Genomic DNA, 15,200 nt, shown 5'->3' with positions numbered 1-15,200 from the left:
GCCGCGGCGCCCGCGTGCGCCAGGGCGACATGTGGGCCACCGACTGGCAGCCGTATGCCCTAGTCTACCTGTTCCAGCGCCCCGAAAGCATGCCCCGTGCGGCGGCCAAGGCGCGCCAGGAGCTGACCGAGGGCGCCTGGCTGGCCAGCCTGGAATTCCCGGTGCCGGACTGGGCGCCCACCCACATCTGGGCCTGCCCCGACGGGCGCCCGCTCTGGCTGTACCGGATGCCGGCGGTTTCAGCCGCCTGAGTGGCCGAGCCGCCAGCGCTCGACCAGGCCCTGTGCGGGTTCGGGCCGGCCGAACAGGTAGCCCTGCATCAGCACCCCCGGGTGGCGGGTGAAGAAGGCGGCCTGTTCCGGCGTTTCCACCCCTTCGGCCACCACGCGCAGGCGCAGGTGGCTGGCCACCGACAGAATGGCCTCCACCAGTGCGGCGTCGCTCGGGTCGGACGGCGCGTCCTGCACAAAGCTGCGGTCGATCTTGAGCTCGTGGATGGGCAGCCGTTTCAGGTAAGACAGCGAGGAATAGCCGGTGCCGAAATCGTCGATCGAGAAACGTACCCCGTGGCCGGTGAGCTCGCCCATGCGTTGCACCACGGTGTCGATCTGCTGCACCACCACGCCCTCGGTGATTTCCAGGATCAGGTCGCTGGCCTGCGCGCCGGTGCGGTCCAACAGCGCGAGCAGGTCGGCGACGAAGTCGGCGTTGTGGAACTGGCGTGGGCTGATGTTGACCGCAATCGGCAGGCGCAGGCCGTGCGTGTGCAGGCTGCCCAGGTGCTGGCACACCTCGCGCAGCACCCAGGTGCCCAATTGGTCGATCAGGCCGCTGGCCTCGGCCACCGGAATGAACAGGCCCGGGGGCACCAGGCCCTGTTCCGGGTGCTGCCAGCGCACCAGCGCCTCGGCCCCGACGGTGTGGCCTTCGGCGTTGACCTGGGGTTGCAGGTACAGGCGCAGTTCGTCCGCTTCCAGGCCGCGCCGCAGGTCCTGCTCGATGGTGAAGCGCTGGCTCACCCGCTGGCCCATGTCGGCGTCGAAGAAGGCGGTCTGCTGCCCGCCCGCTTCCTTGGCGCGGTGCAGGGCGGTGTCGGCCCGGCGCAGCACCGCGCTCGGTTCGTCGTCCGTGCCTTCGGGCAGCAGGGCCACGCCGACGCTGGCGGTGACGTTGATCACCGCCCCTTCGGCCAGTTCGAAAGAGGGCGTCAGCGCCGCATGCACCGCGTGGGCGCGGTGCATGGCGTCGGTGGAGGTGCCGGGGTCGCTGTGCTGGCCGCTGTGTGCCAGCAGGGCGAATTCGTCGGCGCCGGTGCGGGCCAGCAGGTCGCCGGGTTGCAGCAACAGGCGCAGGCGCTGCGCCAGGCCTTGCAGCAGCTGGTCGCCCGCGGTGTGGCCCAGGGCGTCGTTCAGGGTTTTGAAGCGGTCCACGTTGATCAGCAGCAGCGCGCGTTGGCGGCTCCGCCGCCGGTCGTCGCTCAAGGCGTGGTCCAGGCTGTCCAGCAGTTGCGGGCGGTTGGGCAGCTCGGTCAGCGGGTCGAACCAGGCCAACCGGTGGGCCTTGGCTTCGGCCTGGCGCTGGGCGGTCACGTCCAGCTGCACCGACAGGTAGTGCGTGGCGCGGCCTTGGGCGTCGCGCACCGGAGCGATGGTCACGCTTTGCACCATGTCGTGCCCGTGCTTGTGGCGGTTCAGGAGTTCGCCGGTCCAGGGGTGGCCGGCCCGCAGCGCCTGCCACATGGCGGCGTAACGGTCCGGCGGGGTCTGGCCCGACTGCAGCATGCGCGGGTTGCGGCCCAGGGCTTCGGCGCTGGTGTAGCCGGTCAGGCGCTCGAAGGCGGGGTTGACGTACTCGATGCGCCCTTCCAGGTTGGTGATGATGACCCCGGCCGGGCTTTGTTCGGTGGCCTGCGAGAGCCGCACGATCTGCGCTTCCTGTTGCTTGCGGGTGGTGATGTCGCGCGCCACACAGAGCATCTGCACGGGTTCGCCCTGGGCGTTGGGAATCAGGGTGGACACCACTTCGGTGGGCACGCTGCCCCCCGCTTTGTGGCGCTGGCCCACTTCGTCGATCTGGGTGCGCATCCACACGTCGCCCCCGGCGAAGGCCTGCAGGCGCCAGGGCAGCTGCTCGCGCATGGCCTGCGCCGATTCGGGGGTGAAGGCCTCGTCGAGGCTTTGAGTCAGCACCTCGACCGGGGTGTAGCCCCGCAGCCGTTCGACCGAGGGGCTGACGTAGTCGAAGCGGTGCTGGCGCAGGTCGTACAGCCAGATCACGTCGGTGGCGTTGTCGGCCAGTAGGCGGTAACGCCGTTCGCTGGCTTGCAGGGCTTCCCGGGCCTGGCGCAGTTCTTCGATGTCTCGGGCCGAGCGCAGCAGGGCCCGACGCTGCTGGTAGAAGTACACCGCCACGCCCATGGCAAACACCGCCAGCACGCCGGCCAGCGCCAGGGTCAAGCCGCTGACGACGGCCCCGGTCATGAGCTCGTCGCGGTCCTGCTTGGCCAGCATCCACCACTCCGTGTCGCCGATGCGGCGGGCCACGGCCAGGACGGGCACGCCACGGTAGTCGTTGCCTTCGATGGCGGTGTCCTGGGTCGCCTGGCCGCGCAGCACGCGGGCGGTCAAGAGGTCGGGTTGGTCCAGCGGCAGGCGTTTGCGCAGGGCGGCGTCGGCCTCGTGGCGCAGGGGGCTGAGGAAGAGCACCTCGTTGCCGTCCTGGCGGAACAAAAAGGCTTCGGCGCTGGTTTCGGGCAGTGGCCAGCTGTGCAGGGCCGGGTGCAGGGTTTCGGCGGGGTCCACGTGCAGCACCACGGTGGCCGCGCCGGGGCCTTCGGTCACCAGCGGGGCGATGAAGGCCAGCCGCAGGCGGCCCCCGCTGTCGCGCCAGGGGCCGACGCGCAGCGGGCGCCGTTCGGCCAGGGCGCGCTCCATGCCTTGCTGCAGCACGGGGTCGTCGGAGGCGGTGGCGCCGTCGGCGGGCGCGGCCACGCGTTGGCCCTGGCGGCCCACGATTTCGGCCCGGGCAAAGCGCCCGCTGTCGGTGAACAGGCCCAAGCGTTCGCGCAGGTGTGTGGGGTGTTCGGCGTTGCCGTCGGCGAGCCAGCCCAGCCAGTGGGTGCGCAGGTCCTGGTTGTGTTGCAGCAGGCGGGCGTTGTCCAGGCGCTCCTGGTGCCAGCTCCAGAGCTGCTGGGCCTTGGCCTCGGCGATGGCTTGGAGCTGCGCGGCGGCGTGGGTTTTGTCGGCGCGGTATTTGCTGCTGATGCTCAGGGCCGTCAGGCCGCCGATGGTCAGGGTCAGCAGCAGCACCGCCAACCGCGGGAAGCGGCTGCTGGCGGGTCGCAGGGGCGGTGGGGTGCCAGGGGTCGCTTCGCCGCTGGCCTGCCAGCGCAGCAGCAGCCCGTAAAGCAGGAGGGAGGTGACTGCCACGAACAGCCAGCCCTTGACGGTGCCGACCAGCAGGGCCTGCGCCGGGTCGGGCACCAGCCAATTCACCGCGCGGTCGGACAACAGGATCCACAGCGCCGAAAACAGGGCGTAGTACAGCGCGATGGAGAGGGGGTGCAGCGCCCAGTGGCGCCGGCGTGGGCCCGGGCCGGTGGTGGGGGTCACAACGGAAAAATCTTCCCCGGATTCAGGATGTTGTCGGGGTCCAGCGCCTGCTTGACGGCGCGCATCAGCGCGATGGCGCCGTCGCCCGCTTCGGTGCGCAGGAAGTCCATTTTGTGCAGGCCGACGCCGTGTTCGCCGGTGCAGGTGCCCTGCATGGCCAGGGCGCGCGCCACCACCTGGTGGTTCAGGCGCTCGGCCAGGGCACGTTCGTCGGCGCTGTCGGGGTCGATCAGGTAGCCGAAATGGAAGTTGCCGTCGCCCACGTGGCCCACCAGAAAGTAGGGCAGGCCGGACGCGTCGGCCTCGGCCACCGAGTCGAGCAGGCAGTCGGCCAGGCGGCTGATGGGCACACAGGTGTCGGTGGTGATGGCCTTGCAGCCTGGGCGCATTTGCAGGGCGGCGAAAAAGGCGTTGTGCCGCGCCGTCCACAGGCGGGTGCGTTCTTCGGGGGTGGTGGCCCACTCAAACGCCTGGGCGCCGTGGTCGCGGGCGATTTCCTGCACCGTTTCGGCCTGTTCCTGCACCCCGGCCGGCGAGCCGTGGAACTCCATCAGCAGCATCGGTTCTTCGCGCAGGTTCAGTTTGCTGTGCGCGTTGACCGCGCGCACCGAGGCCGCGTCGATCAGCTCGCAGCGGGCGATGGGCACGCCCATCTGGATCACCGCGATGGTGGTGCGCACCGCGGCCTCGATGCTGGGGAAGGAGCAGGTGGCCGCGGAAATGGCTTCGGGCAGGGGGTAGAGCTTGAGCGTGACCTCGGTGATGACGCCGAGCGTGCCTTCGGCGCCAACGAACAGGCGCGTCAGGTCGTAGCCGGCGCTGGACTTTTTGGCCCGGCTGCCGGTGCGCACCACCTCGCCGCGGGCGGTCACCACCTCCAGCGCCAGCACGTTTTCGCGCATGGTGCCGTAGCGCACGGCGTTGGTGCCGCTGGCGCGGGTGGCGGCCATGCCGCCGATGGAGGCGTCGGCCCCGGGGTCGATGGGGAAGAACAGCCCCTCGCTTTTCACCGCCTGGTTCACCGCCTGCCGCGTCACCCCGGGTTGCACCGTCACGGTCAGGTCCTCGGCGTTGACCGACAGCACCCGGTTCATGCGGCTCAGGTCCAGGCTGATGCCGCCTTGCACCGCCAGCAGGTGCCCTTCCAGCGACGAACCCACGCCAAAGGGGATGACCGGCACCCTGTGTTGGGCGCAGAGTTGCACGGCGTCGGCCACGTCCTGGGTGGATTCGGCGAACACCACGGCCGCCGGCGGCGGCACGTGGGTGAAGGCAGACTCGTCGCGGCCGTGCTGTTCGCGCACCGCCAGCGCGGTGGAGCACTGCCCGCCGAAGCGCGCCTGCAGCTCTTGCAGCAGCTCGGCCGGCACCGCGCGCAGCGCGACGGTGGGCAGGAGGTGGGCGGGCAGGGGGGCGTTCATGCGGGGCTCCAAAAGGCAAACACCCGGTGTGGCGGGGCCAGGGCCGGGTGGGGATAATGGCCGGATTATCCCCATTCACCCGGAGACCGCAAAGCACATGGGCAACCGACTCACACAGATCGCCACCCGCACCGGCGACGCCGGCACCACAGGCCTGGGCAACAACCAGCGCGTCAGCAAAAACAGCCTGCGGGTGCACGCCATGGGCGACGTGGACGAACTCAACTCCCACCTGGGGCTGCTGCTGTGCGAAGACCTGCCGGCCGACGTGCGCACGCTGCTGGTGGAGATCCAGCACCAGCTGTTCAACCTGGGCGGCGAACTGAGCGTGCCTGGTTTCGAGCTGCTCAAGGGCGAGGCGGTGCTGGCGCTGGACGAGGCGCTGGAACACTACAACGCCCAGCTGCCGCGGCTGCAGGAATTCATCCTGCCGGCGGGCACCCGCGCCGCGTCGCAGGCGCACATCTGCCGCACCGTGGCGCGCCGCGCCGAACGCCAGGTGGTGGCGCTGGGCAACGAGGAGGCCATCCACGACGCGCCGCGCCAGTACCTCAACCGCCTGAGCGACCTGATGTTCGTGCTGGCGCGGGTGCTGAACCGCATGCACGGGGGCGACGACGTGTACTGGAAGAGCGAGCGCATGCAGCGCGGCGAAGCCTGACCCGCCCGCGAGCACCGGCATGTACACCCCCGCCCACTTTGCGCTGACCGAGCCCGACGCCTTGCAGCGCATCCTCCGCCAGCACCCGCTGGGCATGCTGGTGACGCACGGGCCCGAGGGGCTGGACGCCAACCACATCCCCTTTGAATACGACCCCGCGCGCGGCGAGCACGGCACGCTGACGGCGCACGTGGCGCGGGCCAACCCGGTGTGGCAGCGGTGCGCGGGCGGCGCCGACGTGCTGGTGGTGTTTCGCGGGGTGGAGGGTTACATCTCGCCCAGCTGGTACCCCAGCAAGCACGACACCCACCGCCAGGTGCCCACTTGGAACTACGAAGTGGTGCACGCCCACGGCCGGCTCACCGTGCGCGACGATGAAAAGTTTGTGCGCGGCGTGGTGGCACGCCTGACGCGCAGCCACGAAGCCACCGAACCCCAACCCTGGAAGATGGGCGACGCCCCGCCCGACTACCTGGACGCGATGCTGCAGGCCATTGTGGGCCTGGAGATTGCCGTGACCCGGTGGGAGGGCAAGGCCAAGCTGAGCCAGAACAAGGCACCGCTTGACCGGCAGGGGGCGGTGGAGGCGCTGCAGGCGCGGGGGCGGGAAGCGCTGGCCCAGGCCATGCGGCCCACCTGAAGTCCGAGCGTACCGGGGTCGCGCCATGCGCGGCACCCGGTTGGCCCATCAGGGCTGGAAAGTGAAGTGCAGCGTGCCGTTGGGCCAGAGGTGCTGGTAGCGGTCGCCCACCCGTTGCACCAGGCCGCAACCGGCGTAGTCCCAGCGGCGCCATTCCAGGCACAGCGTGGAGCCTTCCACCCGCCACTTGCCCGAATCCGTTCCGCCTTTGTTGTTGCCGTAGAGCGTGCCGTTCTCGCGGAACTGCAGTTGCACCGGGCCCCACTGCACGTTGTCGGTGTGCAGGCGTTGGCCGCTGACCAGAGCCACCAGCGCCGCGTTTTCCACCGGCACCGGCTCGGCGGGCGGGGTTTGGGCGGCGCTCAGGGCGGCGCCGGTCAGGGCCAGGACGGCCAGCGCGCGTTGGGCGGTCAGATGGCGGGTGGGCCAGGCGTTCATGGACAAGCTCCAAACATCAAGGGAGGCACCGTGGCATGGCACCGATTGCAGCTTAGCCCGTTCCATGGCGTTGACCATCCCCTGTTTGGGGGAGTTGCGTTGTAGGAATTTGCCTGACACGCCATCGCCACTTGCCCGACACGCCGAACAGCCGTTTTCCGATTCAAGGTTTAAAGGGGGAATTTCACAATCCATTTCAACGAATCAACGTTTTCCTGGCTGTGTTAGCCGAAGCGCTTGAAGCGAAACCGGAGAGTGAAATGACCACCGTAAACACCACCACCGAACAGCTGCTGGCCGACATCCGCGAAGCCAACCTGACCTACCTGATGCTGGCGCAGCAGCTGATCCGCGCCGACAAGGCCGAGGCGGTGTTCCGTCTGGGGGTGAGCGAAGAGTCGGCCGAGCTGATCGCCGCGCTGTCGCCGGCCCAGGTGATGAAGGTGGCCAGCACCAACACCCTGCTGTGCCGCTTCCGCGCCGACGAGGACATGGTCTGGGGCCTGCTGACCAGCAGCCACGCCCCCAACCGCGTCGGCAACGACACCACCCAGCGCCTGCACGCTTCCATTTTGATGGCGGGCAAGCTGGCCGACGCCACCGCCTGAGCCACCTTCACTCGAATCACCGAACCCCCGCAGGAGCAGCACCATGGCCGCCGTCAAGAGCATCGTCAACGAAAGCAAGGACATCGAACGCGCCGTGGCGCTGATCGGCATGGGCGCCCGCCTGCAGGTGCTGGAGAGTGAAACCGGCCTGTCCTACGAAAAACTGCTGCGCCTGTACAAGGAAGTCGCCGGCAAGTCGCCGAGCAAGGGCCAGCTGCCGTTTTCCACCGACTGGTTCCTGAGCTGGCAGCCCAACATCCACGCGTCGCTGTACGCCAACATCGCCGAGTACCTGAATAAGACGGTGGCGCTGGAGCCGATCGAGGTGGTGATGAAGGCCTTCAAGCTCTACGAGGAGCAGATGAGCACCTGCGGCATCGAGCCGCTGCTGAGCGTGACCCGCGCCTGGCGCCTGAGCAAGTTCATGGACGCCGGCATGCTGGTGCGCACCAAGTGCTCCTGCTGCGGTGGCCACTTTGTGACCGACGAGTACGAGAACGCCCGCCACTTCGTCTGCGGTCTGTGCAAACCGCCGGCCCGGGCCGGCAAGGGCAAGGCCGACGGCGGCCTGCGCCTGGCCTGAGCGCGCGACCTGGCGCCGGCCCCGCCCTGGGCCGCTAACATACGGGGCCATGTCCGCCCCCCCATCGCCCGCCCAGCAACGCCTCGACGCTTTCCGCCAGCTCGGGCGCATGCAGGCGGGCTCGCTCATCATCACGGTGTTCGGCGACGCGGTGCTGCCGCGCGGCGGCCGCTTGTGGCTGGGCAGCCTGATCGCCCTGCTTGAGCCGCTGGGCCTGAACGAGCGCCTGGTGCGCACCTCGGTGTTCCGGCTGGTGAAAGACGAGTGGCTGCTGAGCGAGGCCCAGGGCCGCCGCACCGACTACCGGCTCACCCCGGCCGGCCAGCGCCGTTTCGAGGAAGCCTCGCGCCAGATCTACGCCGCCGAATCTGCCCCCTGGGACCGCCGCTGGCGCCTGGTGCTGACGGTGGGCGAACTGGACGCCCGCACCCGCGACAAACTGCGCCGCGCCCTGTTCTGGCAGGGCTTCGGGGAATGGGCGGGCGGGGGCTTCGTCCACCCCAGCGCCGACCTGCGCCGCGTGTTCGACGCCCTGGGCAGCGACGGCATGGACGGCCTGCTGCCCCACCTCATGCCCCTGCTGGCGGCCAACCCGCACCTGGGTGGGTCGGCCAACGACAGCGACCTGGTGCGCCGCGCCTGGGACCTGGACGAGCTGGCCGGTGGCTACCAGGACTTTGTGCAGACTTACCAGCCCATCCTCGATGAGTTGCGCGCGGCCGGCCCCGCGGGGGACGGCGCCCTGGCCTGGCCGCTGCGGGTGCTGCTGATCCACGACTTCCGGCGCCAGTTGCTGCGCGACCCGGAACTGCCCGAGGTGTTGCTGCCCCCGGACTGGCCGGGCCGGCGTGCCCGCGTGCTGTGCAAAGAGATTTACCAGCGACTGCTGGCCCCGTCGGAGCACCACCTGGACGCGGTGATGCGCCTGGCCAACGGCGACGTGCCCACCGCCACACCCTGGTTGCAGGAACGCTTCCAGCACGCCGATCCGCTCGTCTCGGCCCCCTGAGCGTGGGCCGGTCGCGTTACGGCGGCCTGGGCAATTGATTATTTTTTGTATCTAAATGGCGGCCCATGCCAGGGACTGCCATGGCCGCGTACTTTCTGCAGAACTCGGGTAAACCCTCTGTCGTTCGGCGCTGGGTGTTTGTACGATACCAATATCTAAATTTATAAAGATATTTTGTATCGCTTCGGCGTCCGCCACCGATGACCCATCCTTTGTTTGACACCCACCGCGCCACCCTGGACGGCGCCCTGCACGCCATCGCCACCCGGGGCTACTGGTCGCCCCACAGCGAAATGCCCAGCCCCAAGGTCTATGGCGAAACCGCCGCGGCCGACGGCCAGGCGGCGTTCCAGGCCCACCTGGGCCGCCCTTTCGAGCTGGACCAGCCCGGCCAGACCGGCTGGGGCGGGCGCGAGGCCTCGCCCTACGGCGTGGCGCTGGACGTGCGCTACCCCGTCTGCGACCCCGAGGCCCTGCTGGCCGCCGGCCAGGCCGCCATGAAAGGCTGGCAGGCCGTGGGCGCCGCGGGCCGCACCGGCATCTGCCTGGAAATCCTCCACCGCATTTATAAGCAGAGCTTCGAGATGGGCCACGCGGTCATGGCGACCACCGGCCAGGGCTGGATGATGGCCTTCCAGGCCGGCGCCGCCCACGCGCTCGACCGTGGCCTGGAAGCCTTGGCCTACGCCTGGCGCGAGCAGAGCTTTGTGCCCGCCGAAACCACCTGGGAAAAGCCGCAGGGCAAGAACCCCGCGCTGGTGATGAAAAAGCACTACGAGATCGTCGGCCGCGGGGTGGCCCTGGTCATCGGCTGCGGCACCTTCCCCACCTGGAACACCTACCCCGGCCTGTTCGCCGCGCTGGCCACCGGCAACGCGGTCGTCGTCAAGCCGCACAGCAACGCCATCTTGCCGGCGGCCCTCACGGTGCGCACCATCCGCGCGGTGCTGGCCGAGCAGGGCCTCGACCCCAACCTCGTCACCCTGTGCGTGGCCGAACAGCGCAGCGTCACCCAGGCGCTGGCCACCCACCCGGCGGTCAAGTCGGTGGACTTCACCGGCAGCAACGTGTTCGGCCAGTGGCTGCTGGACCATTGCAAGCAGGCGCAGGTGTACGCCGAACTGGCGGGCGTCAACCACCTCGTCATCGAATCCACCGACGCTTACAAGGCGATGCTGGGCAACCTGGCGTTCACCCTGTCGCTGTATTCGGGCCAGATGTGCACCACCTCGCAGGCGCTGATCGTGCCGGCCGGCGGCATCGACACCGACGAGGGCCACAAGTCCTTCGACGAGGTGTGCACCGACCTGGCGGCCGCGCTGCAGAAATTCCTGGCCAAGACCGAGGTGGCCTGCGCGGTGTTGGGTGCGGTGCAGAGCCGCGCCACCGCCGAGCGGGTGGACTTGGCCAACAGCGGCGCCCTGGGCCGCGTGGTGCTGGCCTCCCAGCAACTGGCCCACCCCGAATTCCCCGGCGCCGACGTGCGCACCCCGGTGCTGCTGGCGGTGGACGCCGCCGACGAGGCCGCTTACATGGAAGAGCGTTTCGGCCCCATCAGCTTCGTGGTGCAAGTGGCCGATGCCGATGCGGCCATCGCCCTGTCCGAGCGCATCGTCACCGAACACGGTGCCCTCACTGTGGGCTTGTATTCCACCCGCGCGGTGGTGATCGACGCCATGACCGAAGCCACCTGGCGCGGGAAAGTGGCGCTGTCCATCAACCTGACCGGCGGCGTGTTCGTCAACCAGTCGGCCGCGTTTTCCGACTACCACGGCACCGGCGGCAACCCGGCGGCCAATGCCTCTTACGCGGACTCGGCCTTCGTGGCCAACCGCTTCCGCGTCGTGCAGCGGCGCTACCACGTCTGAAAGCCTGTCGCCCCATGAGCACTTCCATCTCCACCGATCCGCAGGCGCTGGCCGAAGCTGTGGCCCAGGCCATGTGGTCGCGCGACAACGCCACCCAGGCCCTGGGCATGCGCATCGAGGCCATCGGCCCCGGTACCGCCACGGTCAGCATGCCGGTCCGCGCCGACATGGTCAACGGCCACCGCATCTGCCATGGCGGCTTCATGTTCACCCTGGCCGACAGCGCTTTCGCTTACGCCTGCAACAGCTACAACCAGAACACCGTGGCCTCGGCCTGCCACATCGACTTCCTGGCCCCCGCCCGCGAGGGCGACGTGCTGGAGGCCGAGGCGGTGGAACGTTCCGCCAGCGGCCGCACCGGGGTGTACGACATCACCGTGCGGGTGCGCGGCGGCAAAACCGTGGCGCTGTTCCGCGGCAAGAGCTACCGCATCCAGGGCGAGGTGATCGCCGGCCTGGGCCCCGCCCCCCGTTCTGCCGCCTGACCCGACCGACCCCCGCCGCCCAAGGAACCCCCATGCCCGTGAAACACCCCCGCCCCGGCGACCTGGAGCCGATCGAAACCGCCAGCCGCGACGAGATTTCGGCCCTGCAGCTGCAACGCCTGAAATGGACGCTGAAGCACGCCTACGACAACGTGCCCCACTACAAGCAGAAGTTCGATGCGGCCGGCGTCCACCCCGATGACCTGAAAACCCTGGCAGACCTGGCCAAGTTCCCCTTTACCACCAAGTCCGACCTGCGCGACAACTACCCTTTCGGCTTGTTCGCGGTGCCGCGCAGCCAGGTGTCGCGAGTGCACGCCTCGTCGGGCACCACCGGCAAGCCCACCGTGGTGGGCTACACGAAAGGCGACATCGACCGCTGGGCCGATCTGGTGGCGCGCTCCATCCGTGCCGCTGGCGGCCGCCCCGGTGACCTCTGCCACATCGCCTACGGCTACGGCCTGTTCACCGGTGGCCTGGGCGCGCACTACGGCGCCGAGCGCGCCGGTTGCACCGTCATTCCCATGTCCGGCGGGCAGACCGAAAAGCAGGTCCAGCTGATCCAGGACTTCAAGCCCGACCTCATCATGGTCACGCCGTCGTACTCGCTGGTGATTGCCGAGGAGTTCGAGCGCCAGGGCATTGCGCCCGAGCAGATCTCGCTCAAGGTCGGCATCTTCGGCGCCGAGCCCTGGGGCGAGGGCATGCGCGCCGAAATCGAGCGCAAGCTCGGCATCGACGCGGTGGACATCTACGGCCTGTCGGAAGTGATGGGCCCGGGCGTGGCCAGCGAGTGCATCGAATCGAAAGACGGCCCGGTGATCTGGGAAGACCACTTCTACCCCGAAGTGATCGACCCCGAGACCGGCGAGGTGCTGCCCGACGGGTCCGACGGCGAGCTGGTGTTCACCTCGCTCACCAAGGAGGCGATGCCCGTCATCCGCTACCGCACCCGCGACCTGACCCGCCTGCTGCCGCCCACCTCGCGCGCCTTCCGCCGCTTCGGCAAGATCACCGGCCGCAGCGACGACATGCTCATCGTCCGTGGCGTCAACGTCTTCCCTACCCAGGTGGAGGAGCAGATCCTGCGCGACCCGCGCCTGGCCGGCATCTACCAGATCAACCTGAGCCGCGACGGCCACCTCGACAACGTGGAGGTGCAGTGCGAACTGCAGCGCGACCTGACCGGTCGCATCGACGCCGCCGAGCGCGCCGCCATCGCCAAGGAACTGCAGCACCACATCAAGACCATCATCGGCATTTCCACCCGGGTGTCGGTGCTGGACGCCGACACCATCCCCCGCACCCAGACCGGCAAGGCCCGGCGCGTGGTGGACAACCGCCCCCAGCAGGTCTGATTTTTTCTCAGGAGAGCCGCCATGTACACGCAATCCTTCAACGTGCCGGACGACGCCGGCAAGACCGTCCAGCCGCTCAAGGCCGCCGAGCCGGCCGAGCTGCAGGCCCGGTTCGACGAGCGCATCGACGCCGACGGCCGCATCGAGCCGCAGGACTGGATGCCCGAGGCCTACCGCAAGACGCTGGTGCGCCAGATCAGCCAGCACGCGCACAGCGAAATCGTCGGCATGCTGCCCGAGGGCAACTGGATCAGCCGCGCGCCCAGCCTCAAGCGCAAGGCCATCCTCATTGCCAAGGTGCAGGACGAGGGTGGCCACGGCCTCTACCTGTACAGCGCCGCCGAAACCCTGGGCACCGGCCGCGACCAGATGCTCGACGCCCTGCACACCGGCAAGGCCAAGTACAGCTCCATCTTCAACTACCCCACGCTGACCTGGGCCGACGTGGGCGTGATCGGCTGGTTGGTGGACGGCGCGGCCATCATGAACCAGATCCCGCTGTGCCGCTGCAGCTACGGCCCCTACGCCCGCGCCATGGTGCGGGTGTGCAAGGAGGAAAGCTTCCACCAGCGCCAGGGCTACGAGGCCCTGCTGGTGATGATGCAGGGCACCCAGGCGCAGAAGGACATGGTGCAGGACGCCGTCAACCGCTGGTGGTGGAAATGCCTGGCCATGTTCGGCCCGCCGGACGCCGACAGCCCCAACAGCGCGCAGGGCATGCGCTGGGGCATCAAGCGCATCAGCAACGACGACCTGCGCCAGAAGTTCGTGGACGCCACCGTGCCCCAGGCCCAGGTGCTGGGCGTGACCCTGCCCGACCCCGACCTGAAGTGGAACGAGGCGCGCGGCCATTACGACTACGGCCAGATCGATTGGGACGAGTTCTGGGCCACCGTCAACGGCCACGGCCCCTGCAACCACGAACGCCTGGCGACCCGCGTCAAGGCCCACCACGACGGCCAGTGGGTGCGCGACGCCGCCCTGGCCCACGCCCGCAAGCAACAGCAACGTGCCCTGAAGGAGGCCGCATGACCACCCCCGCTTTGAAAGATTGGCCCCTCTGGGAAGTGTTCGTCCGCAGCAAGCAGGGCCTGGAGCACAAGCACTGCGGCAGCCTGCACGCCAGTGACGCGCAGCACGCCCTGCAGATGGCGCGCGACGTGTACACCCGCCGCCAGGAAGGCGTGAGCATCTGGGTGGTGCCGTCCAAGGCCATCACCGCCAGCGCGCCGGACGAAAAAGGCGAGTTCTTCGAGCCGGCGGCCGACAAGATCTACCGCCACCCGACCTTCTACGAGATCCCCGACGCCGTGGGGCACATGTGATGAGCACCGCCGTTCAAGACACGACCGTGGACTACCTGCTGCACTTGGCCGACAACGCCGTGGTGCTGGGCCAGCGCAACGCCGAATGGTGCGGCCACGGCCCGATTTTGGAAGAAGACATCGCCCTGGCCAACACCAGCCTGGACCTGATCGGCCAGGCCCGCCTGCTGTACCAAGAGGCCGCCCGCCTGCAGGGCGACGGCGCCACCGAGGACACGCTGGCCTATTTCCGCGACGCGCACGAGTTCCGCAACTACACCCTGCTGGAGCTGCCGCACCACGGCCCGCTGGTGGGCTACGCCCAGGCCAACCGCGACTACGCCACCACCATCGTGCGCAACTTCCTCTACAGCGCGCTCATGGTGCTGGTGTGGGACGGCTTGCAACGCTCCACCCACCCGGCGCTGGCGGCCATCGCCGCCAAGTCGCTCAAGGAAGCGCGTTACCACCTGCGCCACGCCCGCGATTGGCTGGTGCGCCTGGGCGATGGCACCGACGAATCGCACGCCCGCGCCCAGGCCGCGCTCGACCACCTGATGCCCTACACCCAGGAGTTCTGGGCCACCAACCCGGTGGAGGCCGACGCCGCCGCCAGCGGCCTGGGGCTGGACCCCCAGACCCTGCGCGCCGACTGGAACACCCTGGTGGACGACGCCCTGGCCGAGGCCACGCTGCGCCGCCCGCCGGCCGAAGGCTACGTCACCCAGGGCAAGCACGGCGTGCATTCCGAGCACCTGGGCTACCTGCTGGCCGAGATGCAGAGCCTGGCCCGCGCCCACCCCGGCGCGCCCTGGTGAGGCCGGGAGTGCCCCGCGCATGAACGCCGCCACGCCCGCCCCTTCTGCCCTGGCCGACCCGGGGCGTGCCCCGCCGCCCGACGGGACCGAGGCTGCCCTGCTGGCCCGCGTCTGGGCCGCGCTGGAGGTGCTGACCGACCCGGAAATTCCGGTGGTCACGCTGCGCGAACTCGGCATCCTGCGCGACGTGCGCGCCACCCCGGACGGGGTGGAGGTGGTCATCACCCCCACCTACAGCGGCTGCCCCGCCATGGGCCAGATCGAGGACGACGTGCGCGCCGTGCTGGCCGGGTTGGGCGTGCCCGCGCGGGTGGTGACGCAGCTGGCCCCGGCCTGGACCACCGACTGGATGAGCGCGGCCGCCAAGGACAAGCTGCGCGCCTACGGCATCGCCCC

15 protein-coding genes and 1 pseudogene are annotated in these 15,200 nt (G+C 69.3%); 13 read left to right on the top strand and 3 right to left on the bottom strand.

The features are described from left to right. Nucleotides 1-251 (top strand): annotated as a pseudogene (locus tag CON77_RS08335) (class I SAM-dependent methyltransferase); the annotation flags it as partial. Here the strand turns inward: CON77_RS08335 and CON77_RS08330 are convergent. After that, complete coding sequence (locus CON77_RS08330; protein WP_101048706.1) at nt 240-3,611, bottom strand: bifunctional diguanylate cyclase/phosphodiesterase; 3,372 nt, start codon at nt 3,609-3,611, stop codon at nt 240-242. The pseudogene CON77_RS08335 and the gene CON77_RS08330 overlap by 12 nt on opposite strands. Further along, nucleotides 3,608-5,032, bottom strand: coding sequence for an FAD-binding oxidoreductase (locus CON77_RS08325; RefSeq protein ID WP_101048705.1), 1,425 nt, complete (start codon nt 5,030-5,032; stop codon nt 3,608-3,610). The genes CON77_RS08330 and CON77_RS08325 overlap by 4 nt, the downstream gene beginning before the upstream one ends. Before the next feature lie 97 nt (nt 5,033-5,129). Here CON77_RS08325 and CON77_RS08320 point away from each other — a divergent pair, with 97 nt between their 5' ends. Next, nucleotides 5,130-5,693, top strand: coding sequence for a cob(I)yrinic acid a,c-diamide adenosyltransferase (locus CON77_RS08320; protein ID WP_101048704.1), 564 nt, complete (start codon nt 5,130-5,132; stop codon nt 5,691-5,693). A gap of 19 nt (nt 5,694-5,712) precedes the next feature. Then, nucleotides 5,713-6,333 (top strand): FMN-binding negative transcriptional regulator, encoded by a 621-nt coding sequence (locus CON77_RS08315; RefSeq protein ID WP_101048703.1) that lies wholly within the window; start codon nt 5,713-5,715, stop codon nt 6,331-6,333. 48 nt (nt 6,334-6,381) lie between these two features. On the opposite strand, the gene CON77_RS08310 is transcribed toward CON77_RS08315, so the two are convergent. Further along, complete coding sequence (locus tag CON77_RS08310) at nt 6,382-6,771, bottom strand: hypothetical protein (protein ID WP_101048702.1); 390 nt, start codon at nt 6,769-6,771, stop codon at nt 6,382-6,384. A gap of 260 nt (nt 6,772-7,031) precedes the next feature. On the opposite strand from CON77_RS08310, the gene flhD reads away from it, so the two are divergent. The 10 genes from flhD to CON77_RS08260 form a co-directional block, all read left to right on the top strand. Further along, nucleotides 7,032-7,379: a flagellar transcriptional regulator FlhD gene (flhD, locus tag CON77_RS08305; RefSeq protein ID WP_101048701.1), complete on the top strand. Its 348-nt coding sequence runs from the start codon at nt 7,032-7,034 to the stop codon at nt 7,377-7,379. Between the two features lie 43 nt (nt 7,380-7,422). Beyond that, complete coding sequence (flhC, locus tag CON77_RS08300) at nt 7,423-7,962, top strand: flagellar transcriptional regulator FlhC (protein ID WP_101048700.1); 540 nt, start codon at nt 7,423-7,425, stop codon at nt 7,960-7,962. 49 nt (nt 7,963-8,011) lie between these two features. Then, nucleotides 8,012-8,971, top strand: coding sequence for a phenylacetic acid degradation operon negative regulatory protein PaaX (gene paaX, locus CON77_RS08295; RefSeq protein ID WP_198552314.1), 960 nt, complete (start codon nt 8,012-8,014; stop codon nt 8,969-8,971). Nucleotides 8,972-9,171: 200 nt separating this feature from the next. Next, nucleotides 9,172-10,839 carry a phenylacetic acid degradation protein PaaN gene (gene paaN, locus CON77_RS08290; protein ID WP_101048698.1) on the top strand — a complete coding sequence of 556 codons (1,668 nt, stop codon included), beginning with the start codon at nt 9,172-9,174 and terminating at the stop codon, nt 10,837-10,839. A gap of 14 nt (nt 10,840-10,853) precedes the next feature. After that, nucleotides 10,854-11,324 carry a hydroxyphenylacetyl-CoA thioesterase PaaI gene (gene paaI / locus CON77_RS08285; RefSeq protein WP_101048697.1) on the top strand — a complete coding sequence of 157 codons (471 nt, stop codon included), beginning with the start codon at nt 10,854-10,856 and terminating at the stop codon, nt 11,322-11,324. A gap of 32 nt (nt 11,325-11,356) precedes the next feature. Further along, complete coding sequence (gene paaK / locus CON77_RS08280; protein WP_101048696.1) at nt 11,357-12,682, top strand: phenylacetate--CoA ligase PaaK; 1,326 nt, start codon at nt 11,357-11,359, stop codon at nt 12,680-12,682. Nucleotides 12,683-12,703: 21 nt separating this feature from the next. Further along, nucleotides 12,704-13,714, top strand: a complete 1,011-nt coding sequence (gene paaA / locus CON77_RS08275) for a 1,2-phenylacetyl-CoA epoxidase subunit PaaA (protein WP_101048695.1) — start codon at nt 12,704-12,706, stop codon at nt 13,712-13,714. Then, nucleotides 13,711-14,007: a 1,2-phenylacetyl-CoA epoxidase subunit PaaB gene (gene paaB, locus CON77_RS08270; protein WP_101048694.1), complete on the top strand. Its 297-nt coding sequence runs from the start codon at nt 13,711-13,713 to the stop codon at nt 14,005-14,007. Before paaA ends, paaB begins: the two co-directional genes overlap by 4 nt. Continuing rightward, nucleotides 14,007-14,804, top strand: a complete 798-nt coding sequence (gene paaC, locus CON77_RS08265) for a 1,2-phenylacetyl-CoA epoxidase subunit PaaC (protein WP_101048693.1) — start codon at nt 14,007-14,009, stop codon at nt 14,802-14,804. Before paaB ends, paaC begins: the two co-directional genes overlap by 1 nt. Before the next feature lie 19 nt (nt 14,805-14,823). Further along, nucleotides 14,824-15,200, top strand: a 377-nt coding sequence (locus CON77_RS08260; RefSeq protein WP_157826884.1) for a metal-sulfur cluster assembly factor, incomplete at its 3' end; no start/stop codon positions are given.

The organism is Macromonas nakdongensis (assembly GCF_002837145.1).
Lineage (GTDB): Bacteria > Pseudomonadota > Gammaproteobacteria > Burkholderiales > Burkholderiaceae_C > Macromonas_B > Macromonas_B nakdongensis.
The sequence above is the reverse complement of the archived record's forward strand: the minus strand, read 5'-3'. Positions and strand labels throughout refer to the sequence as shown.